Here is a 25,481-nt window from a genome sequence, read left to right as displayed (position 1 = left end):
TAAGGCTTATTATCGCCGAGTTTATGAATGAAAAAACGAGTTAGTTAAGCTAAAAATACCGCGGAAGGATCAACAAGAAATAAATCAGATAATCCTTCTCTTCCCAATAGCATTAAATAGCTCATATCAGCTCTATTGGTTAAGGTAATTTCAATTTCCCAACAATGTTTACCTAATTTAATCGGTGTTTTAATTACATAACGTTGCTCAGAGCCGCCATTAGACGATTTAATGCGTCTAATGTCGGCAACTTTTGCATGACAAGTCACAATATTACTGACGTTATGAATATCAGGATGAATGTCAAATTGTACTTGAGTTGCGCCATTTTTTACATATTTTTTAATATTATCAACATGTAAAGAAGACGTTTTTGCTCCGGTATCAATTCTAATGTTCATATCAACAATACCAAGTTCCGGTAATGTACAAGATTCTAAACAGCCAATGATGGTTTTATTTGATGTTGTCATTATTCTACGCTCTTACTCGTTTATCATGGTTGAATGTTCAGGATCAAGCACTAGCTGTTCTTGAACTGTTTCAATATGCTCAGCAATTTCACTGTCGCTTTCACTAAAGTAAGCAATATGAAACATTGCTTCGCCTTCTTGTACTAAGGGTATATTTTGCATACCAATTAAAATACCGGATCTGGCCGCCTTTACGGTATTAATAATGTCACCGTATGGGCTACCAATTTCAGCTAAAACATCATTTTGTTTAACCTTATCACCCAATTTTATTTTTTGATTTACAAAACCGCTAGCGTTGGCTCGTAACCAGCCACTGCTATTCGCAATATATGGCTGAATTTGCTTTTTACGACCCGTTTTACGCATCATACCTAAGTTTTTCAGTACGTTGATCACGCCATTAATACCAGCTCTAATTGAAAATTCATCAAAACGTAATGCTTCACCGGCTTCATATAATAACACTCGAGTGTCATTGCTAACGGCAGATTCACGTAATGAACCGTCAATAATATTAGAGTTTAATACAACAGGTACGCCAAAAGCTAAGGCCAGTTCTTTGGTTTTTTCATCTGACAAATCAGCACGAATTTGTGGTAAATTTGAACGATGAATAGCACCTGTATGTAAATCAATACCATAATCACAATGCTTAACTATTTCATTAAGAAATATATGAGCAACTCGGGCTGCTAACGAACCTTTTGCTGAGCCGGGGAAACTTCTGTTTAAGTCTCGTCGATCAGGCATATAGCGGCTTTGGTTAACAACCCCATAAACATTTACCATAGGTACAGCAATAACCGTACCTCGGATAATTTTGAAGTTTTTCTGACCAATTAAACGACGAATAATTTCAATACCGTTTAATTCATCACCATGCACGGCTGCACTGATAAAAATAGTTGGGCCGTCTTTTTTACCTCTAAATACTTTTATTGGTAAAGAAACTTCAGCGTCTGTGTACAGTTTAGCCACAGGTAACTCTATTTTCGTTTCAGTGCCTGGCTGAATTGAAAAACCACCAATGCATAATTCTTTCATTGTTATCCTCGCCCACGCGTTTTGTTTGCTGTGTTGTTATCAGCATTTTTTTCGATAAATTCAAAAATCATCCCAGCAACATCTTTACCTGTGGCTGTTTCAATACCTTCAAGGCCAGGAGATGAGTTAACTTCCATCACCATAGGACCATTTTGTGATTGTAATAAATCAACACCACAAACGTTTAAGCCCATTACTTTCGCGGCATTAACCGCAGTAGCACGTTCTTCTTTGGTTAAGCGAACAATTTGCGCACTACCACCACGGTGTAAGTTTGATCTAAATTCCCCTTCAGCACCTTGGCGTTTCATGGCGGCAACCACTTTACCACCAACTACTAAACAGCGAATATCAGCACCACCGGCTTCTTTAACAAATTCTTGTACTAAAATGTTAGCTTTTAATCCCATAAAAGCTTCAATAATACTTTCAGCGGCTTTCGCTGTATCGGCCAAAACGACACCAATACCTTGTGTGCCTTCTAATAATTTAATAACGACCGGAGCACCACCAACGTTTTTAATTAAATCTTTTGCGTTATCAGCTTTGTTAGCAAAGCCAGTACGTGGCAAGCCAATGCCTTTACGAGATAACAGCTGCAACGAACGTAATTTATCGCGTGAACGACTAATCGCTACCGATTCATTCACGTTAAACGTTCCCATCATTTCAAATTGACGAGCAACCGCTGTACCGTAAAAAGTAATTGATGCCCCAATACGCGGGATAATGGCATCATACTTAGGTAACTCAACGCCATGATAACGAACTGTTGGGCGGCTACGGGTAATGTCCATGTAACAGTGTAAAGTATCAATAATATCAACTTCATGACCACGTGCTTCACCTGCTTCTTTTAAGCGACGAGTTGAATACAGGTTTTTGTTTCTTGATAAAATAGCAATTTTCATAATATGTCTCTTTAAATAAATTCTTTGTATAAATAATAAATAGATATGATCAATTATTTTGAGCTTTAAATTTTTAGTACGAACTTTCAGTGTAGCAATCAGCAGTCAATTAGAAAGTTAAGCGTACATTAAATTTTAAATAGCTAACCTGAACTCAAGTTAGCTAACTTGGGGCGAAGTTTAGTTAAAAATCTCTGGACAATAAAACGCAATATTTTATAGTGTTTGATAAAAATTTTTGATTAGTGGGTGGGTTTTGTGAAAATAGAGTTGTTAAAGACGTTTTTGGAAGTTGCGCGCACTTTGCATTTTAGAATTGCCTCTGAAACTTTATTTATTACCCAATCGGCTGTTAGCGCGAGAATTAAATTGTTGGAAGATGAGCTTGGCGTTTTATTGTTTGACCGCAGCCAAAAACAATTAAAGATTACGCCAGAAGGGCACCGTTTGATCAAACACGCCAATGAACTGATTTTTATGTGGAAAAAAGCCAAGCAAGATGTTGCCTTGGTTGATAACGACATTGAGTTGTTATCAATTGGAAGCATGATGTCAATTTGGGATATTGCCTTGCAGGCTTGGCTGAATAAAATCAGTAAAAATATTGAAGATATCGGCTTTATGACCAAAACGCATAGCCCCTTAGAGCTGCGGAAAAACTTAATCAACGGTGTTATTGATATTGCTTTTACCTTTGATTCGCCAGTGATTGACGAATTTATTACCGAAAAAGTTACGGCGGTGCCATTGCATTTGGTAACAACAAACCCTGAAGCCACTATAGATTTTAAGCAGTTAACTGATTTTATTATGGTCGATTATGGCGAGTCGATTAACTTACAATATTTACGAGAATACCCCGATGCGCCACCAGCAAAACATTTTATGAGTCAGCCAAAAGTTGCGTTGGATTTTATTTTATCAAATGGTGGTAGTGCTTATTTACCAAGGCAGTTAGCGATCAAGTATGTGAATGATAAGTCGTTATATTTGGTTGATACAGCGCCGGTGTTTTCGCGGGAAATTTATGCTTTATATTTAGCGAAAAGTCATAAAGAAGCGTTAATTAAAAAAACCTTGCACTATTTTCCTGAAATTATTTATAAGTAATCTTTAAATAACCCGAGAGTGAATAAAATGGGATTATTCATTGATTAATAATCCCATTTTTTAAACCTAATACGCGTTTACTGGTAATGCTTCAAGTGTCGGTAATGACAAGCTTGTCAGTTCATTGTTAACACAAGCGAGTAACATGTCTTCAATTTCTTCTATAGCAATGTGGTTAGTAATAGCATCGGCCTGACAACTTTTTAACGCAAGCTCAATACTAACTTGCGCATTCGTTAAATAAGCCAGTGAATTAACCTTGCTGTAGTTCATTTTCTTTAACTGACTATTAACACAAGCGAGTAACAGCTTAGCTCGTTTTTGCTCGGTTATTTCTTCTGTTAACGAAGTTTCCTCACACGTCGCTAATAAATCTAAAGTATAGTTAATGGGCGCTTCATCTTTACGGCTTTCAACAGCAGTAACCAGTAGCGTCATTAATAAAATACAGGCCATAAATAAGTGTTTCATTTTTCTCTCGAGCAAAGTTATTTAAAAGTATTAATAATTAAGGTTAATCCCAATCACCGTATAAAGTGTCGGTTAATTCACGCATTTTGCGTTTTTCCAATCGTCGCTCAATTTTAGCGCGGGCAATGGCTTTTTTATAAGCATGTAAACTGGCTGATTTTCTATCCATTACTGGCTCCCCAAACGAAGCAAGGTTATTGTGATTAAAATCATCGGCGTCAAAGTTTTGGTTTTTACATTCATCAACAATCATAGCTTCCTCTTGGTTAATCATTTATGAATTTCACGGCGATAATGCGCTTGATAATAGAATTTACAAAATGAAATATTTTTAACCTGAAGATAAAAATTATTGATTGTTATTGTGCGAGAGCTCGCTTTACATTGCGTGCCTTAAATTTCTGTGAAAAGCGGTTATTTTAAGCTGGCGAGTAAATTAGAGCGTGTTGACTTTTGCTGTATGTTTTTGCAACAGCCTGTATGGGTTTTATACAAGGCAGAGCGATTGCGGTGTAGTTGTTCTACATAAATGAGCGATAACGTAGTAGAAAGGCCTACAGATGTTGCCCTTCGGGTTCGTTCTGAGCGTTTAAAGCACTGCGTTACTCACTTTTTATATATTCCTGCATGGATGCAGGTTATTAGAACAGCGCAGGAGCAGTTGTCGAGAATAACGATATTACATCGCTCGCGCCTTGTTCTGAAAGCACTCAGTTAGAACAAAAATAATTTCCGACAGGTCAACACGCTCTATGTAAGTTTCTGATTTGTTGTTAAATAAACATCATTTAAAGCGAAAAAACTAAACGCTTGTTATACTGAATTATCGGAGCGATGTTTCCATGTTATTTTATAAGAAGACAAGTTATGTATTTAATTAAAAAATTATCGGTTGTTTGTCTATTCACTTTTATTATGTCGACAGCTTGGGCCTCAACAGAGCCGGCAGTTAAAGTACAAGTAGTTTTTGAAAAAATTACCGCAGAATTAAAACGCTTTGACAGCCAAGGCCAACTGCAAAGAGATAATACGCTTATTGTGCTAGAGCAGTTTTTAAAGCCAGAAATTGAAGAAAAATACTTTGCTTACAAGGTATTAGCATTACAATTAAAAAAATTATCTGCGGAGCAAAAAACACAGATGATTGAGTTATTGTTAAAAATGTTAATGAATAATTATGCTGGCTTATTAGAAAAGTATGACAATGAACGTATTGTGATTGGTGAGACCGAGTTTGGTAATAAGCTTAAAACAGCAGAAGTGGCTTTTGTTATTAAGCGCGTACAACAAGATATTAAAGCGAAAGTAAAATTGATCAAAGATCCAAATGAGCAATGGAAATTTTACGATATTGAAGTTGAAGGTATTAGTTTAGTTACGTCGAAACAGGCGGAAATTAATGCCAGTTTTAGTAGCCTTGGTATTGAAGGCACTATTGCTAAATTGAAAAGCAAAGTTTAAAGCCCTGATATTTATTTAAAAAAACAGCAGTAAAACAAGATGATAACATTTCAACAAATAAAAGAATTTTTTAATATTACTCTGATCACAATAGATAATAGCCAAATAACCATTGGTGATGTGTTAATCATTCCGATTGTACTGTTTATTATTTTTTTTATTACTAAATTGTTTGTAAGGCAGCTAGCTAGACGTTTATCAGCAAAAAAAATTGACCCTAATTTAACCCACCTTATTCAACGCTTAATTTATGTTATTGCGATCATCATCATGGTGATCACCACGTTAGATTTATTGAATATTCCTATTACCGCTTTTGCTTTTTTATCTGGTGCTATTGCGATTGGTTTTGGTTTTGGCGCACAAAATATCATTAATAACTTTATTAGTGGCTGGATCCTTATGTGGGAGCGGCCAATAAAAATAGGTGACTTTTTAGAAATAGATGAAGCGAAAGGGATTGTTGAAACAATTAACACACGTTCAACATTGATCCGACGTGTAGACGGTGTTCATATGTTAATTCCTAACAGTAAATTACTTGAAAATACCGTGGTTAATTGGACCTTAGTGGATCGTTTAGTGCGTTCAAGTGTCAAAGTTGGTGTTGCTTATGGTTCGCCGGTAAAAAAAGTGTCGGAGTTGATCATGCAAGCGGCCATTGAGCAAGAGGGGATTTTAAAAGACCCGTTACCTGTGGTCTATTTTGAGGACTTTGGTGATAACGCGTTAGTATTTGAAGTCAATTTTTGGATCCATTCGCAAGTAGAAGGCGGATTAAGGTTAATGCGCAGTGATATTCGTTACCGCATTGACGAGCTTTTTGCCGAAAACAACTTGGTGATTGCCTACCCACAACGGGATGTTCATATTGACGGTTCGATAAAGCTTATTAAGTAATTTATTCTACTATCTGACAGCTAGCGCTTTTCTAGCTGTCACCACTTTTTGATTATTCACTGTTTTAGCCATGTGGTTGCCTGTTATGTTTGTTTGATAACCGCGGCAGTTTCTTTTTGTGCTTTGGCTTCATAAACGGCTAAATCTGCTAATTTTAATGCTTGAGTAATGGTTAATTGCTCAATGGTTTGATGATTAATAACAACAGCGCCGATTGAGGTTTTTATTTTAATTTGCTGACCTGCTAAATTAAACTTAGGATTGAACAGCGCTTTTATTTTATCAAGCACAATGCCGAGGTTATCGACTGTCATATTTGGCATGATCATAAAGAATTCGTCACCACCTAATCGTGCTAAGGTATCTGCTTCTCTGGTGACTTTATTAAGTTGTTCGACAAATTTTTTCAGTAATAAGTCACCGACTTCATGACCGAAGCTGTCATTTACTTTTTTAAATTCATTTAAATCAAACGACAATAAAACAAAGCTTTCGTGATAACGTTTTGCTCGGTTAAATATTTGCGCTAAACGGTCTTGAAATAAATAGCGATTTGCGGCACCAGTTAACGCGTCGTAATGTGCTAATTTTTTTAACTCTTGGGTGAGTTTAAAGTCTTTTACTAGCGAATTAACCGTATGCTCAAGTGAGTTAATTGACAAGGTTGGCCTAGCAATAGTATCAATTACATTAAACATTTTATTAAGTGACGGTAGGTTTTTGCTGGCTAAAGAGTCAGTTAATAATAAGATAGGGACATCTACATAGAGCTGATTTAGGTTTTGATGAATTTTAGCTGACTGATTAGTGTAAATTTTTTCATCTAACAGAATGATCGCTTGTTGCTTATGGTTAAATTGCAGGGTGGTAAGCTGATCTATTGTGACGGCTTCAATTGCCGAGATAACAATATCAGTAACACTTAATGTAGCTGACAGCCAGTTTAACGTGGCAGCTTCTGAGGTAATAATAAAAAAATGCAGCGGTTTGTTTTTCATAAGTTATTGTTGTTAAGTGCTATGTATTAATTACTGGCTGTTATTTGTTATTTTAGCTTGTTCTTGTTGAATAAGGCTTTCAGGCTTGATATCAACTAACACAAGGCGACGGCATTGACGCCAGCGCCACCAGCCAAACAAGAATGAAATAGACCAAACTAAATAGTCAATAAAAGCTAATTCATTACGGACAATACCAATATCTCTTATTAACGCATTCCATGCCATAAAACCGTTATTTTTTTTATATTTGTAGGTTTTATGATCTTGTTCTACCCATAAATAATTATATTTAAAACAAAAATCATGAATGATCACCGGTATTAATAATAAGCCGGTTGGAGAAAAAACTAACCAAGTGATCATCGGAAATGAATTACCATCAAAGATAAAACCTTTAGGAATGACCAATTGTTTATTATTAGGTAAACGATAATGCCAATCTTCAATTAATTGCCATTGTCTTTTACGTGTAAAAAGCAGCCACAACTTACTAAAAAAGTTACTTTTTTGGGTTTTTATTGGCATAGCTTGTAACTTTGGCATTTTCATTATTTTTCTCACAAACTACAAATATCTAGTATTAACTAGAATATATGAACTTAATCATAAGGTAACTAAAATTAATTAATAAATAAAACAATTAATTATGCGTTCGCGAAAAAGGGCTTGTTAGTGCTTTGAAATAGCTGATGTGGTTAGAATAGTAGACGATAAAAAGCTGTTGTTGTTTGCTTTAATTTTTATCACTTAGTTTCATAGTGTTTGCTAAATGTTAGCTAGCAAACACTATGATTAACGCTTTAACGCTTTAACGCTTTAACGCTTTAACGCTATTGTTCTATATGACGCTATAGCGCATTAATATGAGGCATTTATTTAATATTATAGCTTGGAGTATTGTTTGCTTCTTTGATGTTCTTTTCAAATAAGGCTTGATAAAAGTCATCTCGGGTTTTTTTATACTCCCAAGATTGCTCAAGAATGTTATTGATGTTTTTTTCATTCCATTGATTCCATAACTGGGCTAATTCGGCTTGTTTTTTCGGGAATTTATCAACAATATTGTCTTGTTCATACGGGTCTTTAACCATATCAAAAAAGCTTCTTCCAACATTGGGTAATGGCTGACGCATATATTTAGCTTCTGGTGTTCTGACCGCGTAAATATAGTCAGCTTCTTCAAGTCGCCAGAAAAGGGCTTGATGAGGCGAACCTTGTTTTTCTCCTGTCATGTAAGGTGTTAAATCAACACCATCGAGTTTAGCATCGCTGGCATCAGCATTAGCTAATGCCACTGACGTTGCTGCAATATCAAGAGATGAAACTAACCCATCAAACGTAAATCCTTTAGGAATTTTATTTGGCCAATGGGCAATAAAGGGAACGTGGATACCACCTTCTAATAACGCAACTTTTCCGCGTCGGTAAGGCAGGTTGTTTGCCCAGTTACTGGTTGGTTGCCAGCTTTCTGGGTAGACGCCACCATTATCTGATAAGAAAAAAACTAGGGTGTTATCTAATTTACCTTCTTCTTTTAAGGCATTAACTATCATACCTATGCCTTCATCCATAGCATCAACCATAGCGGCATAGATGCGTTTATTTGGATCTGAGATATGTTGGTATTTATCAATATAAGATTGAGGAGCTTGCAGTGGGCTGTGTGGTGCGTTGTACGACATGTACATCATAAATGGCTTATCGTCTTGTCTTTTGATGTAATTAACTGCATCGCGACTTAACGCGGTGGTAAGGTATTCATCAAATTCTGCAATGTCGGTATTACGCATTATCGGTAACCAATAGCCATCGCCATTAACAGTTACTTCGCCAGGCATATATTGGTGGCCGCCATCGAGAAAACCGTAAAAATAGTCAAATCCGCGTTTATTCGGTTGAAAGTGCGGTGCGCCGCCTAAGTGCCATTTACCAAATATTGAAGTACTGTAGCCTACTTTTTGTAAGCGTTTAGCAAAGGTGGTTTCGGTTAACGGTAAGCCCATATGTTTATCATACGGATTATATGTCACATTGTTTTCCATACCAAAACGGGCTTGATAACGTCCGGTTAATAAGCCTGCGCGTGATGGGCCGCAATAAGGGTGGGTAACATAACCATTTTTGAAAGTGATACCATTAGCAGCGAGCTTATCAATATTTGGCGTTTTAATATCTTTAGCACCAGTGAAACCTAAGTCGCCATAACCAAGATCATCGGCAAGTATAACCACAATGTTTGGCCGAGCGTCTTGCGCGTTAGCAAAATAAGAACATAAACTTAATAAGGATATGGCGAGCATTTTTATGCATATTAGATAGTTTTTCATTGATGATTCTCTTATCTATGTGATTTTAATTGTTGCTAATTAAGGTGTTAAGTTTGGTAAAAATTAAGTGTTAATTTCTGTACTATTTAATAACTAATGGTGGCCGTTTTTGAGCCTTTTCTTTTTGTTGTTGGTACATGTTTTTATAAAAGTCTAGTCTTGCTTGTTGGTATTGCCCAGCAGGTAAATAAAGGTTGTTGATGTTGTTTTCGTTCCATTTATTCCACAACGCGGCTATAGCTTTTCTTTCCGTATCGGATGAAGCAACAATATTTTTTGTTTCATAAGGGTCGAGCAACATATTATATAACTCGGTACCGTCTTGATTTTGTTTTAAATATTTTGTTTTAGTATCTCTGACTGCCCAAGTGTCGTGATTTGTGCGCCAATACAAGGCTTGATGAACAGAGCCTTTTTGTTCGCCAGTTAAAAATGGCATCATATTTTTACCGTCCATTGTAAAACCAGAAGTGTCACCTTGGCCTATGGCTACTGAAGTTGCGGCGATATCTAAAGCGGAAACTAAACCGTGATATTTACCGGCTTTTAGCTTTTTAGGCCAGTGAACAATAAAGGGGACATGAGAACCTCCTTCACGCATGCTCCCTTTACCATCTCTAAATGGACCACTATTTGAAAATGCCGTTTTTGCGTGTTTGTTGTGATTTTCGTATGAAGCGGCTCCACCATTGTCAGACAAGAAAAAGATCAGGGTGTTGTCATATTTACCTGATGCTTTTAAGGCGTTAACTACCATGCCTATCCCTTGATCCATTTCGTCAATCATAGCGGCATATATTCGACGTTCTGGGTTATTGATATGAGCATATTTTGCAATGGTTGCTTTAGGGGCTTGTAGCGGTTGGTGAGGAGCGTTATAGGCAAGATATAACATAAAAGGCTTGTCGGTTTGGCTAACAAAACTTGCCGCATCTTTACTTAAGGCGGTTGTTAAGTATTCATTAAATTGTGCGTGTTTATTATTTCGCTCTAGCGGTAACTCAGTACGTTCGTTAGCACTATAATTTGGCTTTCCTGACTTTGTGGTTAGTGGCATCCTTGTATTTATATCTTGAGGAAAATAAGAATGTCCGCCAGCTAAAAAACCAAAAAAGTAATCAAACCCGCGGTTATTTGGATGATATGCAGTGGAGCCACCTAGATGCCATTTTCCGATGATGCCAGTTTGATAACCTGATTTTTGTAGACGAGTAGCAAAGGTTGTTTCTGTTAATGGTAGGCCATTGTATTGGTCAAAGGGGGAGTTAGTAATATTAACCTCCATACCAAAACGGGCTTGATAACGTCCGGTCATTAATCCAGAACGGCTTGGCCCACAAAAAGGGTGAGTAACATAGCCATTGGTAATTTCAACACCATGTTGAGCAAGCTGATCAATATTTGGGGTAAATATATCTTTAGCACCCGTGTAACCAAGATCGCCATAACCTAAATCGTCAGCCAAAATAACTAAAATATTAGGTCGTTCATCAGCATGTACAACATTCGAGAGAAGTAAGCTGATTAAAAATAAACGGGAAAAAAAACGCATATTGTTACCTTGTTAATGGTTAATTATTAGATTGCCTATTAACAATGTTTGGGTGGTTAACTAGGCAATTTATTTTTAACCATAAACTTATACTGTCTATGTAAACGTTACTTTTAATATTGTCCTTTTTTAGTTTTAAAATAGTAAAGTTCATAAATAACAATTGGTTATATTGTGTTTTGGCAGTTGTTTTTTTAGCGTTTAACGATTGTATTTTAATATCTTATATTCAAATATTTAGAATAAGTGAAATATATCCATGTAAAATTGTTTACAATCGGTATACTGAGCAGCACGATAATAATCACGCTGCCCCCTGAATTATATGAACGAAGTAGTATTTAATTGGGATGTTTTTTTCCGAGGAGTTGTTCCTTTTGGCGCTGCGCATATTTATGCCATGGTATTTATTTATTTCTTTTTAGTGCGCGATAAAATTGGCCGTTCTTATCCTTTTTATTGTATTTTTATACTGAGCTTTATTGCTTTTCTATGCGGCCCGCTGATTAATCTCCTACCGTTTGAATCACCGAAATATGGTTATGATATTTTTAGAAATGTGGTGTTATTTAGTGTTGGTATTCCTTCATTATTGTTGGCATTATTTATTCAAGCAGAGCATAAATTAAATAAAAAACTGAGTTTACTGCCTTTTCTTTTGGGGGGATTGTGGTCAGTATTTTTTATTTTATCTCCTCCTATTTTTTTTAAACAATCTCAAGAAGTGGTTTGGCTAGCGCATTTATTTGATATTCAACGATCCCATTTATTTTTTGCTCAGTTAGCGTTTATTAGCATGTTATTAATAGCGCCATGCTTTTATTTGTTATTGCATAAGCCGAATAAAAATGTGGTTATTCATACCTGGGGTGTGCTCTGTTTTAGCTTTTTTATGGCTATTGGTATTATTTTCCGAGAATGGGAAATATATTATGCAGGCTCGAGTTTATCTGCGCTCATTTGGGCATGGGCTGTGTATCGTGACCTTCATTTTACCAATCAAAAAATTATTCAGCATGCTAAACATCAGGAATTATTAGCCAAAGCACAATATAGTGCGTCGAATAATATTGAATTTACCGATTATTATCCTGAGACATTAAATGATAGTTATCCTTTTCGTGAAAGAGCAACGCTTTTAGAAGCGGTTTGTACCGCTAGTGTAGGGCTCGTTCATGCTTGTACTGATGAACTACTTAAGGCGTTAAAAAACTTTACTCAAGAGCAGCAGGAGCCTTATCGTACTCGTGCGAAAGAGGTGCTGTTTATGCTGTTTGACTCTGTTATTTTTCAATGCGGGCAGGCTAAAACACTTATTACTCGATTAAGTCAAAAAGGTGCTGAGCTGGACAGGGCACAATCGATAGTTGAAATTGATAACATTATCATCGAAGAAAGTCAGTTTTTAGCTGATACGGTGTTAAGTGAACCAGAGCCGCGTTCAGAAACTGATCATCAACTCATTGATAGCGTAAAAACTTATGTGTTAGCCCATTACCATCAAGACATTAGTATTAACGACCTCGTTAAAGCGCTAGGCGTAAGTCGCACTCATATAATGAAGGTATTTAAAGAGGGCTGTGATCAAACAATTAATCAATATCTTACTGAGGTGAGAATTAATAAAGCGAAAAGTTTACTTCTTAGCCAATTAGTAACCACCACAGCTTTCGAAGTCGGTTTTAATAACTCGGCTTATTTTGCGACAGTATTTAAAAAGCATACTGGAATAACACCTAAAGAATATCAATTACAAGCTAAGCAAAAAGTAATAGCCAACAGCATGTAAAAGTGAAATCTCGAGAGCAGAGCCGAAAGTTTTAGACATAAAAAAAGACGCTTAATGTGCGTCTTTAATCGTGAAAATGGTGGGCCTTCCCAGACTTGAACTGGGGACCTACCGATTATGAGTCGGGTGCTCTAACCAACTGAGCTAAAGGCCCATTTTCACTTTGTATTGGTGATACTTTCAATTTGACTTTGTAGGTTTAAGTCTTTTATTTCATAAAATAAATTGTCTATGAAATAACAAATAATCGTTATTTAAATAACTACTATCGGAAAGCGCAGGCAGTATAAGCATTTTTTATTTTATTGTCACCAGTTCAATTTGAAAAAAGTAACAAATTGAATCTGAACGCTTAAATCTTAAGCACCTTGTAGTTGAATATGTCCTATATTGTCTCTTTTGTTGTTGAGTTGAGATAAGCTCGACTTGTGTTATTGAAAATTTGAAATAAAAAAACCAGCAATAATTGCTGGTTTTTTAAGTTTTGTAGCATGCGTTAGTGTTTATTCGCCGTCTAAGAAACTCTTTAGTTGCTCTGAACGAGAAGGGTGACGCAATTTACGTAATGCTTTCGCTTCAATTTGACGAATACGTTCACGTGTTACATCAAACTGTTTACCTACTTCTTCTAAGGTATGATCGGTATTCATGTCGATACCAAAGCGCATACGAAGTACTTTCGCTTCACGAGCCGTTAAGCCAGCTAATACTTCGTGAGTAGCATTTTTTAGGTTTTCAGAGGTTGCTGAATCTACAGGTAATTCACCGCTACCATCCTCAATAAAGTCACCTAAGTGCGAATCTTCATCGTCACCAATTGGGGTTTCCATTGAGATTGGCTCTTTTGCTATTTTTAATACCTTACGAATTTTATCTTCAGGCATGATCATGCGTTCAGCTAATTCTTCTGGTGTTGGCTCACGTCCCATTTCTTGTAACATTTGACGAGAAATACGATTAAGTTTGTTAATCGTTTCTATCATGTGTACTGGAATACGAATGGTTCTAGCTTGGTCGGCAATTGAACGGGTAATTGCTTGACGGATCCACCATGTTGCATAAGTTGAAAACTTATAACCACGACGGTACTCAAATTTATCAACCGCTTTCATTAAACCAATGTTACCTTCTTGGATTAAATCTAAGAATTGTAAACCACGGTTGGTGTATTTTTTCGCAATTGAAATTACTAGACGTAAGTTCGCTTCAACCATTTCTTTTTTCGCACGACGAGCTTTTGCTTCACCGATTGACATACGACGGTTGATGTCTTTGATGCCATGAACATTTAAGAAGGTTTCTTCTTCTAAATGTGTTAATTTTTGCACACAACGTTCAACTTCAAGATCAATATCATTCAAACGTGCTGAGTAGCTGTGGCCAGCGGCTTTTTGCTCTTCAAACCAGTCTAATGACGTTTCATTACCTGGGAATATTTTAATGAAGGTGGCTTTTGGCATACCAGCACCAACAACACAGTGCTTCATGATCAAACGTTCTTGAACACGTAAACGGTCCATTACGGCGCGCATGTTTTTCACTAAGCGGTCGAATACTTTTGGTACTAAGCGGAATTCTTTAAATACTTCTGCTAGCGCGTCAATAGCCGCTTGTGCTTCTGCGTGACCACGGCCTTTTTCTTCAATAACTTTGTTTGCTAGCTCGTAAGCATTGCGAAGAGCAGTGAATTTTTCACGGGCTTCTTCAGGATCTGGACCTGTGTCCATTTCCTCTTCGTCTTCATCATCAGAATCATCATCTTCGTCATCAAGTTCTTCATCTGATAACTCTGAACCAATATGAGTTGCGGCTGCTGGAATTTCCTCTTCTTCTGCATCAGGGTCTAAGAAACCAACAATAATGTCGCTTAAGCGACCTTCTTCTGCTTCGAAGTTATCCCATTGCTCTAAAAGAAAGTTAATCGCAGGCGGGTATTCAGCAACACTGCGCTGAACTTCTTTGATGCCTTCTTCAATGCGTTTGGCGATAACAATTTCGCCTTTACGGGTAAGTAGTTCAACAGTCCCCATTTCACGCATATACATACGAACTGGATCGGTTGTTCGACCTATTTCGCTCTCTACGGTAGCTAATGCTTGAGCGGCGGCTTCAGCGGCATCTTCATCCGTATTAGCTTCTGACATCATTAATTCATCAGTGTCAGGGGCGTTTTCAAATACTTGAATACCCATGTCGTTGATCATTCTAATAATGTCTTCAACTTGATCCGAGTCGATTATATCCTGTGGGAGATGATCGTTAACTTCCGCAAAAGTCAAATAACCTTGTTCTTTACCTTTGGTTATAAGCTCTTTAAGTCTAGATTGTGGGGCTTGATCCATTGACGAGTGTCCACCTTTATGGCTATCAAATTGAAAATATTAAAGCACGAAATTTTAGCAAGCTGGTGATTAAATTGCCAGCATTAACTAATATCAATCAGACTTTTATCGTTGCTTTAATCTTGTATCGGTCATTTAAGCTTGCTTAGCGTTAAAGCCGATGTTTTTATAACAAGAGAATATTATCTAGTTGCTAAAGTATAGCAGGCTAATTTTACTCTCGAGATTTATTTCTTTGTTAAATAACGTTTAATTTTTATCTTATGGGTTATTTAATAATATTTGTAATTCTTGTTTTTCTTGTGGGCTTATTTGCCCCATCCGCGCTTTTTGCAATAACTCTTCGGTTTTTAGCTCTAAAAAACGGCTAAATAATTTTTCGATACTGTCTTCAAAAACCGCTTCTGCAGCTTCAGGTTCCACATTGTGTTGCCAGCACATTAATTTTGAGAGCTGTTTACCTTCTTCGGTACCGCGGTAATGTTCTAATATTTGTGCACTTTTAATATTGGGCGATTGTTTACATAACATTAATAATTGGTTCAGTAATGGTACGCCGGGTGCATTTAAATGCTGTAAAACTGAAATATCCGCAAGTGCGTTAACTATATGGGGATGCTCAAGTAATAATGCAATAGCTAACCTGACCGGTGTGACTTTATTGTCGACTTTTTTTTGCGGTTTTGCTTTATTGCTTTGTTTGTTAGACAGTTTTGCTAGCTGTTGTTCGGTTCCTGTACCAAAATTATTTGCCAGTTCATTAATTATTGAGTCTTTTAACACGCTTTCTGGTAATTTTGTTAGGTAGGGCTGAAACATGTCAATTAATGACGATCGACCTTCTAACGAATTCATATCGACTTGGGACATCAAATGTTCAAACAAAAACTTAGATAAAGGCATGGCATCGTCGAGGATTTTCTCAAATGCTTGCTGACCTTGTTTGCGAATTAATGAGTCAGGATCTTCTCCGTCAGGTACAAAAACAAACTTTAATGAATAACCATCGTTAATCAGCGGTAGCGCGTTATCCATGGCGCGCCAAGCGGCATCTCGACCAGCTCGGTCGCCGTCGTAGCAACAAATCACTTCTTTAACTGTACGGAATAAACTTTGCAATTGCTCTGAGGTAGTTGCTGTGCCTAATGAAGCAACGGCATAATCAACCCCGTGCTGGGCTAGGGCAACCACATCCATATAACCTTCAACAACCACTAAACGGGTTAAGTTTTTGCAGGCTTGTTTGGCTTCAAATAAACCATAGAGTTCTTGGCCTTTTGAATAAATGCGGGTTTCTGGTGAATTTAAATATTTAGGCGTACCGTTTTCAATAACTCGGCCACCAAAGCCTATTACCCGACCACGTTTATCACGAATAGGAAACATGATACGGCCACGAAAACGATCATAAGGACGCTTTTTGTCACCTTGAATAGCCATTCCAAGATCGATAAGTTGTTGGCTAATTTGCTGGTTATTAGCAAATTGTTTCATCATGCCATCCCAGTTATCACTGATATAACCAATACCAAAACGTTTGGCTATTTCACCGGTTAACCCTCGGCTTTTTAAATAATCAATGGCAAGTTGTTTGTCAGCTGACGTTTTAAGCTGCTGTTGATAAAAACGACTGATTTTTGCCATCAGCTCGTAATCATCTTTGCGTTGTGCGCTGGCGAGTTGTTGCTGTTTTAGTTGAGCAGGAGTTTGGTTATCGTCTTCTCTTGGTACTTCTAAACCATGCAGTGAAGCTAACTCTTCTATACAGTCAACAAATTCTAAACGTTCGTATTCCATTAAAAATGAAATTGCGTTGCCATGAGCACCGCAACCAAAACAATGATAAAACTGTTTGTCACGGCTAACGGTAAAAGAGGGCGATTTTTCAGTATGGAACGGACAACAAGCTTGGTAGTTTTTACCGGCTTTTTTTAAGGATATACGACTTTCTACGATCTCCACGATATCGGTGCGAGTGAGCAAGTCATCTATAAATTGTCTTGGGATCATACCAGCCATTAATGTTATGAAGTTTATTATTTTTATATTCGATAGAACAGATAAGGTAACTGATTTCTATGCTATTGAATATAAAAATTAGGTATAAAAAAACGCGCCTAAAAAGACGCGTTTAATAATTTTTCCACAATTAAGCGTTTAAAGTAGCACGTACCTTACCACTAACTGCGCCTAAATCGGCTTTACCTTGCATAAGAGGTTTTAACACCCCCATAACCTTGCCCATGTCGGCCATTGAGGCGGCACCGGTTTGGCTAATAGCATCTGAAATTAATTGACTAATTTCATCTTCAGTTAATGCTTGTGGTAAAAATTCTTCTAATGCGGCAACTTCTGCTGTTTCTTTAGCAGCCAATTCTTCACGGCCACCTTCTTGAAACATTCTGATAGAGTCTTTACGTTGTTTAACCATTTTGGTTAAAACAGCGATAATACCATCATCATCAAGTTCAACTTTAGTGTCAATTTCTACTTGCTTAATTGCTGATATCGCCATGCGAACTACACTAAGACGGTCTTTGTCTTTAGCGCGCATAGCGACTTTCATTTCGTCTTTGAGTTTATCTAGCAGAGTCATACTGCGATACTCAACGTGATACTACTAAGGTTAATTAGTATAAACGAACGCGGCGAGCGTTCTCACGAGAAACTTTCTTAGCAGCGCGTTTTACAGCAGCAGCTTTCTTACGCTTACGTTCCCAAGTTGGTTTTTCATAACATTCGCGACGACGAACTTCTGAAAGGATACCTGCTTTTTCACATGAACGTTTAAAACGACGTAATGCTACGTCAAATGGTTCGTTTTCTCTAACTTTAATTACTGGCATGTTGCCTCTTACCTTAGTATGTATCTATATAAATCGGTGTCGAATCTTAGTAATAATGGTTACTTACGTAAGTTATTACCTCGGCCTTCACCCGCTCTATTCAAAAATGGGTGCCGTATTCTAATGCGAACCGCTAATTAAAGTAAAGGTTAAATGTGAATAATCATTTAAAAGGTGGTGAAATTGTTGTGAGAATTGTAAAATTGCCGAAAATTTTGCTTTGATCTGAACTTTTTCTTCAGATAAAGCGGTGAACTCATCAATTACGGGTAATGAATAAATGCGAATTTTGGGTATAGAAACCTCTTGTGACGAAACAGGTATTGCTATTTACGATGAAAATGACGGTATTTTAGCGCACCGTTTATATAGCCAAATTGCGGTTCATGCCGATTATGGTGGCGTAGTGCCAGAACTGGCTTCTCGAGATCATGTTCGAAAAACTATTCCGTTGATCAAAGAAGTGTTCAAAGATGCCGGTTTAACCCCTGAAGACATTGATGGCGTTGCTTATACCGCTGGGCCTGGTTTAGTAGGTGCCTTATTGGTTGGCTGTTCAATCGGTCGTAGTTTAGCTTATGGCTGGAATTTACCCGCGGTGCCAGTGCACCATATGGAAGGGCATTTATTAGCGCCTATGCTAGAAGATGATGTACCCGAGTTTCCTTTTATTGCGTTATTGGTTTCAGGTGGCCATACCATGCTAGTAAGAGTTGATGGTATCGGACAGTATGAAATGTTGGGAGAGTCGGTTGATGATGCAGCCGGTGAAGCCTTTGATAAAACAGCTAAGTTATTAGGTTTAGATTATCCAGGTGGGCCAGTGCTTGCTAAAATGGCGCAGTCAGGAACTCAAGGACGCTTTAAATTTCCACGACCTATGACCGATCGTCCAGGGTTAGATTTTAGTTTTAGTGGTTTAAAAACGTTTGCTGCGAATACCGTTAGAAAAGAATTAACTGAACAGCTAAATTTAAGTGAACAAGAAATTAGTCAAACTAAAGCCGATATTGCCTGTGCGTTTCAAGAAGCGGTTGTTGATACTTTAGCGATAAAATGTCGCCGAGCGCTAGAACAATGTGGTTTAAAGCGCTTAGTGATTGCCGGTGGAGTAAGTGCCAATACCTCATTACGAGAAAAATTAGCTGTCACCACCAAAAAGCTAGGCGGGCAAGTATTTTATCCAAGACCTGAATTTTGTACCGATAATGGTGCGATGATCGCTTTTGCGGGGATGCAACGATTAAAAGCCGGTGTTAGTGCCGACTTAACGTTTAAAGCGACACCTCGCTGGCCATTAGATTCATTACCGCCAGTATAAAGCGTAAGTTTAACGTTTAGTTTGTGATATTTTATTCTCAGTGCCTTTTAACAGCCTGAGAATATTCGCTTTATGACGAAAAATAATTAATGTTGATAACATTAATACAGGGTAAACATAAGCGGGCTTAACTAATAAAGTGTAAAGCGGTGCGAGTGATACGGTAACTATTGCCGCTAAACTTGAATAACGGGTTAATTTTACCACCGCTAACCAAGTGCCGATTAACATGGCAAATAAACCTAAGCCAAGGGGTAATAATACCCCAAGTGCGGTTGCAACGGCTTTACCACCCCGAAAATTAAAAAATATAGGATACATGTGGCCTAAACAGGCGGCTATGGCAACAAAAGCTAAATGGTTTGGCGAAATTCCTAGAAAATAGGCGCTCCATACTGGAATGGTGCCTTTTAAAACATCAAAAATTAATACGCAAGCTGCTAAATATTTGTTGCCCATCCGTAAGACATTTGTTGCGCCGGGGTTTTCAGAGCCGGTAGTGCGAGGATCGGGTAAATTAAATAACCGACATAACAAAATAGCACTTGAAATCGAACCGATTAAGTAAGCTACAATCGTCATTGCTATTGTCGTTAATAACATCATTTAAATTGATGATCCTAAAATAAATTTCTGGCTAAAGATGATTTTTTAATTAAAAGACAAAATTATAACCGAGAAAAATAATGGCTGTATTGTTTGACATTAAACTGAATTAATCAGTTTTTCATAAAGTTTATTTATTGTATCGTTTACTAAGCTAGTTTTTCTATACCTTGGCAGGTAAACTTCACATTATTTTAGTGTTTTTGGCTAAATCAGGCCTTCTAATAGCTAACAATTAATTATTTCTTGAGAAATTGATGGATAAAGTATTTATAAATGGTTTGACGATTCAAACTACGATAGGTTTTTTTGAATGGGAAAAGCAAATTAAGCAAACCTTAGTGTTTGATGTTGAATTTGCTTGGGATATAAAGCCCGCGGCGTTAGCCGACGATTTAGCAAAAACGTTAGATTACGCTGAAATATCACAAGAAATAGAACAATTTGCTAATAACAATCCGGTTGATTTATTAGAAACGTTAGCTGAGCGCTTGGCCACGCATTTAATGGCAAAATATAGTATTCCTTGGTTAGCCATAAAATTACACAAACCTAATGCGGTTCATAACGCGCAAAGTGTTGGTGTTTATATTGAACGAGGCCAGCTAAGTTAATGGCTGATATTTACATCTCATTAGGTACTAATATCGATCGAGATAATTATTTACAGTTAGGGTTAAATGCATTATTTGCCACTTTTGGCCCATTAACCTTGTCGTCATTATTCGAAAGTGAAGCGGTGGGTTTTGAAGGCCCAGCTTTTTATAATATGGTGATTGGCGCAACTACCACACAAAGTATTGAACAAGTTGCCGCCAATCTTCGACAAATTGAATATGACAATGGCAGGGCGTTAGATGCTGAAAAGTATAGCCCGAGAACGCTAGATCTTGATTTATTATTATACGACGACTTAATTTTACAGCAGCCGGCACAAATTCCTCGTGATGAAATTACCAAAAATGCCTTTGTTTTGTGGCCATTAGCGGAAATTGCCGGTGACAGAATTCATCCAGTTTATAAGCAAAGTTACACTGAACTTTGGCAACAATACGATAAACCACAACAGTTAAGGAAAATGCCGTTTACTTGGCAAGGAACATTATGAGCACTATAGAAGTATTTTTTCTCGCATTAATTCAAGGCTTAACCGAGTTTTTACCAATATCCAGTTCGGCCCATTTAATTTTACCTTCACAGCTGTTAGGTTGGCAGGATCAAGGCTTAGCTTTTGATGTAGCTGTACATGTAGGCTCATTGTTAGCGGTATGTTTATATTTTCGTAAAGAAGTAGGAGAAATGTGCTGTGCTTGGTTTGGTACATTTAACCGAAGTAACCAAGATGCGCAAGATGACTTTAACGGTAAGTTAGCTTGGTGGATTATTTTTGCTACCATACCGGCGGGTTTGTTTGGTTTATTTGGTAAAGATTTAATTGAAGAATATTTACGTTCAGCGCTTGTTATTGCGATAACCACAATCGGTTTTGGTTTGTTATTAGGTTTTGCCGATATTAAAGCAAAACAAAATGTCAGCATTAAAAAATTGGGTTTTAAAGGCGCAATGATGATAGGTTTTGCTCAAGCGTTAGCATTAATTCCAGGAACATCACGCTCAGGTATTACCATGACTATTGGCTTGATGTTAGGCCTTAGCCGCGAAAATGCTGCGCGTTTTTCTTTTTTACTTTCTATTCCTGTCATTGCCATGGCGGGAAGTTATTTAACCTTAAAACTTATCACTGAAGCACAAGCCGTAGATTGGGGAGTGTTAGCCTTAGGTAGCACTTTAGCTTTTGTAAGTGCTTATGCGTGTATTCATTATTTTCTTATTTTAGTGGATAAACTCGGCATGATGCCATTTGTTATCTACCGCTTGATTTTAGGTGTTATCTTACTGTGTATGGTGCTATAGCCAACAGTAAAATTTTTTATTAATGATTGGGGGAGGCTTGTTTCAAGCAAACTTGCCCCAATTATTCTTTCATGTTCACGTTTTTCAGAGAATGTTATGTCGGCTAGTTTACCCATTACCCTAGAAAATTTTCAGCAAGTTGTATTAGAAACCTCTAAAACTAAACTGGTATTAATTGCTTTTTTTGCCGAGCAAGTCCCCGAAAGTGTTGACTTAAAAAGCAAATTAGAAGTTGCCACCGCGAATTTTTCAGAACAAATTTTAATGGCCAGTGTTGATTGCCAAGCTCAACAACAAATTGCTCAACAGTTTGGTTTACAAAGTTTACCCACTGCTATTATTTTAAAAGATGGCCAACCGCTTGATGGTCTTGCTGGCCCGCAAACGGATGAACAAATTAGCGAATTTCTAGGTAAATATTTACCTAAAGAACAAGACAATTTATTAGCGCAAGCGCAGCAAGCGTTAGCTGATGATGATATTAACAGCGCTTATAATTTTTCATCACAAGCTTATCAATTAGACAATGAACGTGCGGATATAAAATTAGTGTTTGCTCAAGCTTGCATTGCTTTTGGTAAATTAGACGATGCTAGTCAATTGTTAGACAGTATTTTAATGGTAGATCAAGACAGTGATTATAAGTCGGTTAAAGCAAAACTTGAATTAGCACAAGAAGCCGCCAATTCACCAGAGTTACAAGCATTAGAAGCGGCCGTTGCCAATGAACCAGATAATGCCGAGTTAATTCACAAATTAGCAGCGCAATATACGCTAGCAAGCCGATTTGAAGATGCATTAACCTTATTATTTCGCCGAGTGCAAACGGTACGTGATGATCAAAAAAGTAAAGAGTTTCTACTTGATGTGTTAAAAGCGTTACCTGAAGGTGATGCGTTAGCCACTAAGTTTCGCCGTAAACTGTATACTTTGATGTATTAAAGCGGCCAGATATAAGCTGCAAGTTACAAGATATAAGCTGCAAGTTACAAGATATAAGCTACAAGATATAAGCTACAAGATATAAGCTGCAAGTTACAAGTTTCCAGCTTGCCGCTTCCAGCTTACCGCTTGTCGCTTACCGCTTGTCGCTTACCGCTTGTCGCTTACCGCTTATCGCTTGCCGCTTATAGCTGCTTCAACTTATCGCTAAATTGTGATTTAAACTTGGCGAGTTTAGGCAACACTAACATTTGGCAATACGGATTTTGCGGATTATTACTAACATAATCTTGATGATAATCTTCTGCACAATAAAAAATATCCGCAGCTTTCACTTCGGTCACAATCTGTTGTGACCAAACGCCTTGCTTTGTTAGCTGTTCTATCTTGGCTTGAGCTAATACTTGCTGCTGCACATTATGGAAAAAAATGGCACTGCGGTATTGGCTACCAACATCATTACCTTGGCGGTTTAATTGTGTTGGATCATGTAAGCTAAAAAACACCTCTAATAGTGTTTCATAGCTAATCACATTAGGATCAAAGCTTACTTGAACCACTTCAGCATGACCTGATTGGCCTGTGCAAATATCTTGATAACTTGGGTTTTCAAGATGGCCGTCCATGTAACCTGAAAGCGCACTGTTCACGCCATTAATCGCATTATAAGCCGACTCAATACACCAAAAGCAGCCACCGGCAAACGTTGCTAATTCTGTTTGTTTACTCATAAGGTTTATCTGTAACTTGATTTAAATAAACGATAACCTGCCAGATACTAGTTTAGCAACCTATTGTTGCCGGCTTTAACGTAGTTTAGTTCGAGTTAGTGTAATTTAGTTCGAGTTAATTAAGTTAAATTATAAGCAACATGCTGATGAAAACGCATAGTAATTTCATCTTTTGCGGGTGATAGCTCAAGTTCGGTGGCAATTAATTTTAGTGCTTGTTCTACTTGATTGAGAAACTTACCATAACCATATGCTGTTTTATTTTCGCGAGTGGCAACAAAAATCAATTGTACATCGTCAACTAATTCAGCGGCATTCCACTTACTAACCAAGCCACAAGGGTTTTGCTCTGGATTGTAACCTAATAATTGAAGCTCACCATTAACCGAAGATTCGTCAAACTCACTATAACGAATGATCGGCACTAGGCCATTGGCAATTAAAGCACCATTATTGAGGTTATAACGTTTTGCTGCTTGAGTGAAAGCGTCAGCAATAAAAATATACAAAGGGTTATAAAGATCACTTGAGCTGGCATCAAGCTCAACAATATTGAGCAAGTGGTTAGTGATAGGAATTTTAACAACAGCATAATTCATCTCTGACGTGTTATGTAATATCGGCAAATTTTGCGCTTGATAACGGACAGGGATCGGTCGAAGCTGGTGGTTTTTAGTATTCTCATTACCTTTTGCTTTGGCAAAAATATCATAGGTGATGTGCTGATGATCACGAATACGCATCAGTTTCGTATCTATGGCTAATTGTTTAGCAAACTCTTCTAATACTTTAACAACTTTAGTGTGCGCTAAAGCAGCATTTGAGCGAATATCTAATCCTGATGCTAAAAATAATAAGGTAATTTGTTTTGCCTTTATACTACCGTCAAAAAAAGTTTTATTTAATTCGTGGCTACTTGGGTTGTAGTAGAATAAAATTTGCTGGTTTGTTTGCCATTGGTGCATTTCTTGGCTGTAACGAATGCGTGCTAATTTATCATTTGCAATAAATTGGCAGTTTTTTAAGTCAAACTGTTGGCATACTTCAAAAAAGGTTGCAGCAATTGCTTGATAAAAACCATTATAAGGTTGAGCTTGATTCGGCTCTGCTGGTGTAAAACGCTGTAATAGCTCATCCGTTAACGGAAATTTTACCTGTATATATTGGTTTTCTCGGGCATTATTAGGAATGAGCGTTGTGTGTGGAGCACTGCGTTTACGAATTATCGACATCAAAGGTCCCTTTGAACACCTGTAAATAGGCGAAATTATAGGAGTGCAATATGACACTTTGCTAACGAATAGATGACACATATATGACATCAAATCTGGTTAACAAAGATTGATTGCATAAAATTTTCTAATTAAAAAAGAATAAAAAAAGATTGAGAAGACAATGGAAATGGATCAACAAGCGGTAATTGAAGCAATTAATACTACTATGCCATTTGGTAAATATGCCGGCAGAAAACTTTTACAATTACCTGAACCTTATTTAGTTTGGTTTCATGGTAAAGGTTTTCCTGAAGGGAAGTTAGGTAAACAATTAGCGTTAATGTATGAAATTAAACTTAATGGTTTAGAAACAATGTTAAAACCATTATTAACTGACTAGCACCAGAGTAGATAAGTTAATTAACTGCACTTTATTCATGTGGTGAATATTCTTAATTGCTTGTCTTAAGGCTTTTGTTTTAAGGCATTTAGTCGGTAAGCTATCTAATAAATCAAGAACCTA

26 protein-coding genes and 1 tRNA gene are annotated in these 25,481 nt (G+C 37.2%); 10 read left to right on the top strand and 17 right to left on the bottom strand.

Annotated elements, in window-relative coordinates; translation table 11 throughout:
- Window positions 1-44 precede the first annotated feature (44 nt).
- From ACSLUO_RS05235 to rimK, 3 genes are read right to left on the bottom strand one after another with little or no spacing between them, the layout of a single operon-like run.
- Window positions 45-473: an ATP-dependent zinc protease family protein gene (locus ACSLUO_RS05235; protein ID WP_448246803.1), complete on the bottom strand. Its 429-nt coding sequence runs from the start codon at window positions 471-473 to the stop codon at window positions 45-47.
- Between the two features lie 12 nt (window positions 474-485).
- On the bottom strand, window positions 486-1,520 hold the full coding sequence (locus ACSLUO_RS05230) for a succinylglutamate desuccinylase/aspartoacylase family protein (RefSeq protein WP_448246802.1): 1,035 nt from the start codon (window positions 1,518-1,520) through the stop codon (window positions 486-488).
- Window positions 1,521-1,522: 2 nt separating this feature from the next.
- On the bottom strand, window positions 1,523-2,431 hold the full coding sequence (rimK, locus tag ACSLUO_RS05225) for a 30S ribosomal protein S6--L-glutamate ligase (protein WP_448246801.1): 909 nt from the start codon (window positions 2,429-2,431) through the stop codon (window positions 1,523-1,525).
- Between the two features lie 258 nt (window positions 2,432-2,689).
- Here rimK and ACSLUO_RS05220 point away from each other — a divergent pair, with 258 nt between their 5' ends.
- A complete protein-coding gene (locus tag ACSLUO_RS05220) occupies window positions 2,690-3,541 on the top strand; it encodes a LysR family transcriptional regulator (RefSeq protein ID WP_448246800.1) in 852 nt (283 codons plus the stop codon).
- Between the two features lie 66 nt (window positions 3,542-3,607).
- On the opposite strand, the gene ACSLUO_RS05215 is transcribed toward ACSLUO_RS05220, so the two are convergent.
- Together ACSLUO_RS05215 and ACSLUO_RS05210 are read right to left on the bottom strand one after the other, a co-directional pair.
- On the bottom strand, window positions 3,608-4,012 hold the full coding sequence (locus tag ACSLUO_RS05215; protein WP_448246799.1) for a hypothetical protein: 405 nt from the start codon (window positions 4,010-4,012) through the stop codon (window positions 3,608-3,610).
- Window positions 4,013-4,055: 43 nt separating this feature from the next.
- Window positions 4,056-4,286, bottom strand: a complete 231-nt coding sequence (locus ACSLUO_RS05210) for a hypothetical protein (RefSeq protein WP_448246797.1) — start codon at window positions 4,284-4,286, stop codon at window positions 4,056-4,058.
- A gap of 593 nt (window positions 4,287-4,879) precedes the next feature.
- Here ACSLUO_RS05210 and ACSLUO_RS05205 point away from each other — a divergent pair.
- Both ACSLUO_RS05205 and ACSLUO_RS05200 read left to right on the top strand, forming a co-directional pair.
- The gene (locus ACSLUO_RS05205) at window positions 4,880-5,473 is read left to right on the top strand and encodes an MlaC/ttg2D family ABC transporter substrate-binding protein (protein WP_448246795.1); all 594 of its coding nucleotides are present in this window, start codon (window positions 4,880-4,882) and stop codon (window positions 5,471-5,473) included.
- Between the two features lie 42 nt (window positions 5,474-5,515).
- Window positions 5,516-6,373 (top strand): mechanosensitive ion channel family protein, encoded by an 858-nt coding sequence (locus ACSLUO_RS05200; RefSeq protein ID WP_448246875.1) that lies wholly within the window; start codon window positions 5,516-5,518, stop codon window positions 6,371-6,373.
- 83 nt (window positions 6,374-6,456) lie between these two features.
- Here the strand turns inward: ACSLUO_RS05200 and ACSLUO_RS05195 are convergent, their stop codons facing one another.
- From ACSLUO_RS05195 to ACSLUO_RS05180, 4 genes are all read right to left on the bottom strand, one after another.
- A complete protein-coding gene (locus ACSLUO_RS05195) occupies window positions 6,457-7,371 on the bottom strand; it encodes a diguanylate cyclase domain-containing protein (protein ID WP_448246794.1) in 915 nt (304 codons plus the stop codon).
- Between the two features lie 30 nt (window positions 7,372-7,401).
- A complete protein-coding gene (locus ACSLUO_RS05190; RefSeq protein WP_448246792.1) occupies window positions 7,402-7,923 on the bottom strand; it encodes a DUF1353 domain-containing protein in 522 nt (173 codons plus the stop codon).
- A 323-nt stretch (window positions 7,924-8,246) separates the two neighbouring features.
- Window positions 8,247-9,674 (bottom strand): sulfatase family protein, encoded by a 1,428-nt coding sequence (locus tag ACSLUO_RS05185; RefSeq protein ID WP_448246790.1) that lies wholly within the window; start codon window positions 9,672-9,674, stop codon window positions 8,247-8,249.
- Between the two features lie 109 nt (window positions 9,675-9,783).
- Window positions 9,784-11,253: a sulfatase family protein gene (locus ACSLUO_RS05180; protein WP_448246788.1), complete on the bottom strand. Its 1,470-nt coding sequence runs from the start codon at window positions 11,251-11,253 to the stop codon at window positions 9,784-9,786.
- Between the two features lie 325 nt (window positions 11,254-11,578).
- Between ACSLUO_RS05180 and ACSLUO_RS05175 the strand changes: the two genes are divergently transcribed.
- Complete coding sequence (locus ACSLUO_RS05175) at window positions 11,579-13,042, top strand: helix-turn-helix domain-containing protein (RefSeq protein WP_448246786.1); 1,464 nt, start codon at window positions 11,579-11,581, stop codon at window positions 13,040-13,042.
- A 77-nt stretch (window positions 13,043-13,119) separates the two neighbouring features.
- Here the strand turns inward: ACSLUO_RS05175 and ACSLUO_RS05170 are convergent.
- The 5 genes from ACSLUO_RS05170 to rpsU form a co-directional block, all read right to left on the bottom strand.
- Window positions 13,120-13,196 (bottom strand) — tRNA-Ile (locus ACSLUO_RS05170).
- 349 nt (window positions 13,197-13,545) lie between these two features.
- On the bottom strand, window positions 13,546-15,384 hold the full coding sequence (rpoD, locus tag ACSLUO_RS05165; protein ID WP_448246785.1) for an RNA polymerase sigma factor RpoD: 1,839 nt from the start codon (window positions 15,382-15,384) through the stop codon (window positions 13,546-13,548).
- A gap of 261 nt (window positions 15,385-15,645) precedes the next feature.
- Window positions 15,646-17,403, bottom strand: a complete 1,758-nt coding sequence (gene dnaG / locus ACSLUO_RS05160; RefSeq protein WP_448246783.1) for a DNA primase — start codon at window positions 17,401-17,403, stop codon at window positions 15,646-15,648.
- Between the two features lie 130 nt (window positions 17,404-17,533).
- Complete coding sequence (locus ACSLUO_RS05155) at window positions 17,534-17,980, bottom strand: GatB/YqeY domain-containing protein (protein WP_448246782.1); 447 nt, start codon at window positions 17,978-17,980, stop codon at window positions 17,534-17,536.
- A gap of 34 nt (window positions 17,981-18,014) precedes the next feature.
- Window positions 18,015-18,230, bottom strand: coding sequence for a 30S ribosomal protein S21 (rpsU, locus tag ACSLUO_RS05150; protein WP_448246780.1), 216 nt, complete (start codon window positions 18,228-18,230; stop codon window positions 18,015-18,017).
- Window positions 18,231-18,510: 280 nt separating this feature from the next.
- On the opposite strand from rpsU, the gene tsaD reads away from it, so the two are divergent.
- Entirely contained in the window at window positions 18,511-19,551 is a 1,041-nt protein-coding gene (gene tsaD, locus ACSLUO_RS05145; protein WP_448246779.1) for a tRNA (adenosine(37)-N6)-threonylcarbamoyltransferase complex transferase subunit TsaD, read from the top strand.
- Window positions 19,552-19,560: 9 nt separating this feature from the next.
- On the opposite strand, the gene plsY is transcribed toward tsaD, so the two are convergent.
- The gene (gene plsY / locus ACSLUO_RS05140) at window positions 19,561-20,154 is read right to left on the bottom strand and encodes a glycerol-3-phosphate 1-O-acyltransferase PlsY (protein ID WP_448246873.1); all 594 of its coding nucleotides are present in this window, start codon (window positions 20,152-20,154) and stop codon (window positions 19,561-19,563) included.
- Between the two features lie 260 nt (window positions 20,155-20,414).
- Between plsY and folB the strand changes: the two genes are divergently transcribed.
- From folB to ACSLUO_RS05120, 4 genes are all read left to right on the top strand, one after another.
- A complete protein-coding gene (gene folB / locus ACSLUO_RS05135; protein WP_448246777.1) occupies window positions 20,415-20,771 on the top strand; it encodes a dihydroneopterin aldolase in 357 nt (118 codons plus the stop codon).
- Entirely contained in the window at window positions 20,771-21,265 is a 495-nt protein-coding gene (gene folK / locus ACSLUO_RS05130) for a 2-amino-4-hydroxy-6-hydroxymethyldihydropteridine diphosphokinase (RefSeq protein WP_448246775.1), read from the top strand. The genes folB and folK overlap by 1 nt, the downstream gene beginning before the upstream one ends.
- On the top strand, window positions 21,262-22,071 hold the full coding sequence (locus ACSLUO_RS05125; RefSeq protein ID WP_448246774.1) for an undecaprenyl-diphosphate phosphatase: 810 nt from the start codon (window positions 21,262-21,264) through the stop codon (window positions 22,069-22,071). The genes folK and ACSLUO_RS05125 overlap by 4 nt, the downstream gene beginning before the upstream one ends.
- A gap of 96 nt (window positions 22,072-22,167) precedes the next feature.
- Window positions 22,168-23,013 carry a tetratricopeptide repeat protein gene (locus ACSLUO_RS05120; protein ID WP_448246772.1) on the top strand — a complete coding sequence of 282 codons (846 nt, stop codon included), beginning with the start codon at window positions 22,168-22,170 and terminating at the stop codon, window positions 23,011-23,013.
- A 185-nt stretch (window positions 23,014-23,198) separates the two neighbouring features.
- Here the strand turns inward: ACSLUO_RS05120 and msrA are convergent, their stop codons facing one another.
- A complete protein-coding gene (gene msrA, locus ACSLUO_RS05115; RefSeq protein WP_448246770.1) occupies window positions 23,199-23,744 on the bottom strand; it encodes a peptide-methionine (S)-S-oxide reductase MsrA in 546 nt (181 codons plus the stop codon).
- 119 nt (window positions 23,745-23,863) lie between these two features.
- A complete protein-coding gene (locus tag ACSLUO_RS05110; protein ID WP_448246768.1) occupies window positions 23,864-24,976 on the bottom strand; it encodes a DUF3083 family protein in 1,113 nt (370 codons plus the stop codon).
- A gap of 169 nt (window positions 24,977-25,145) precedes the next feature.
- On the opposite strand from ACSLUO_RS05110, the gene ACSLUO_RS05105 reads away from it, so the two are divergent.
- Entirely contained in the window at window positions 25,146-25,358 is a 213-nt protein-coding gene (locus tag ACSLUO_RS05105; protein WP_448246871.1) for a DUF3820 family protein, read from the top strand.
- Window positions 25,359-25,481 lie beyond the last annotated feature (123 nt).

The sequence above is a fragment of the Thalassotalea agariperforans genome, from assembly GCF_053470345.1.
This window is presented reverse-complemented; position numbering and strand designations above follow the sequence as displayed.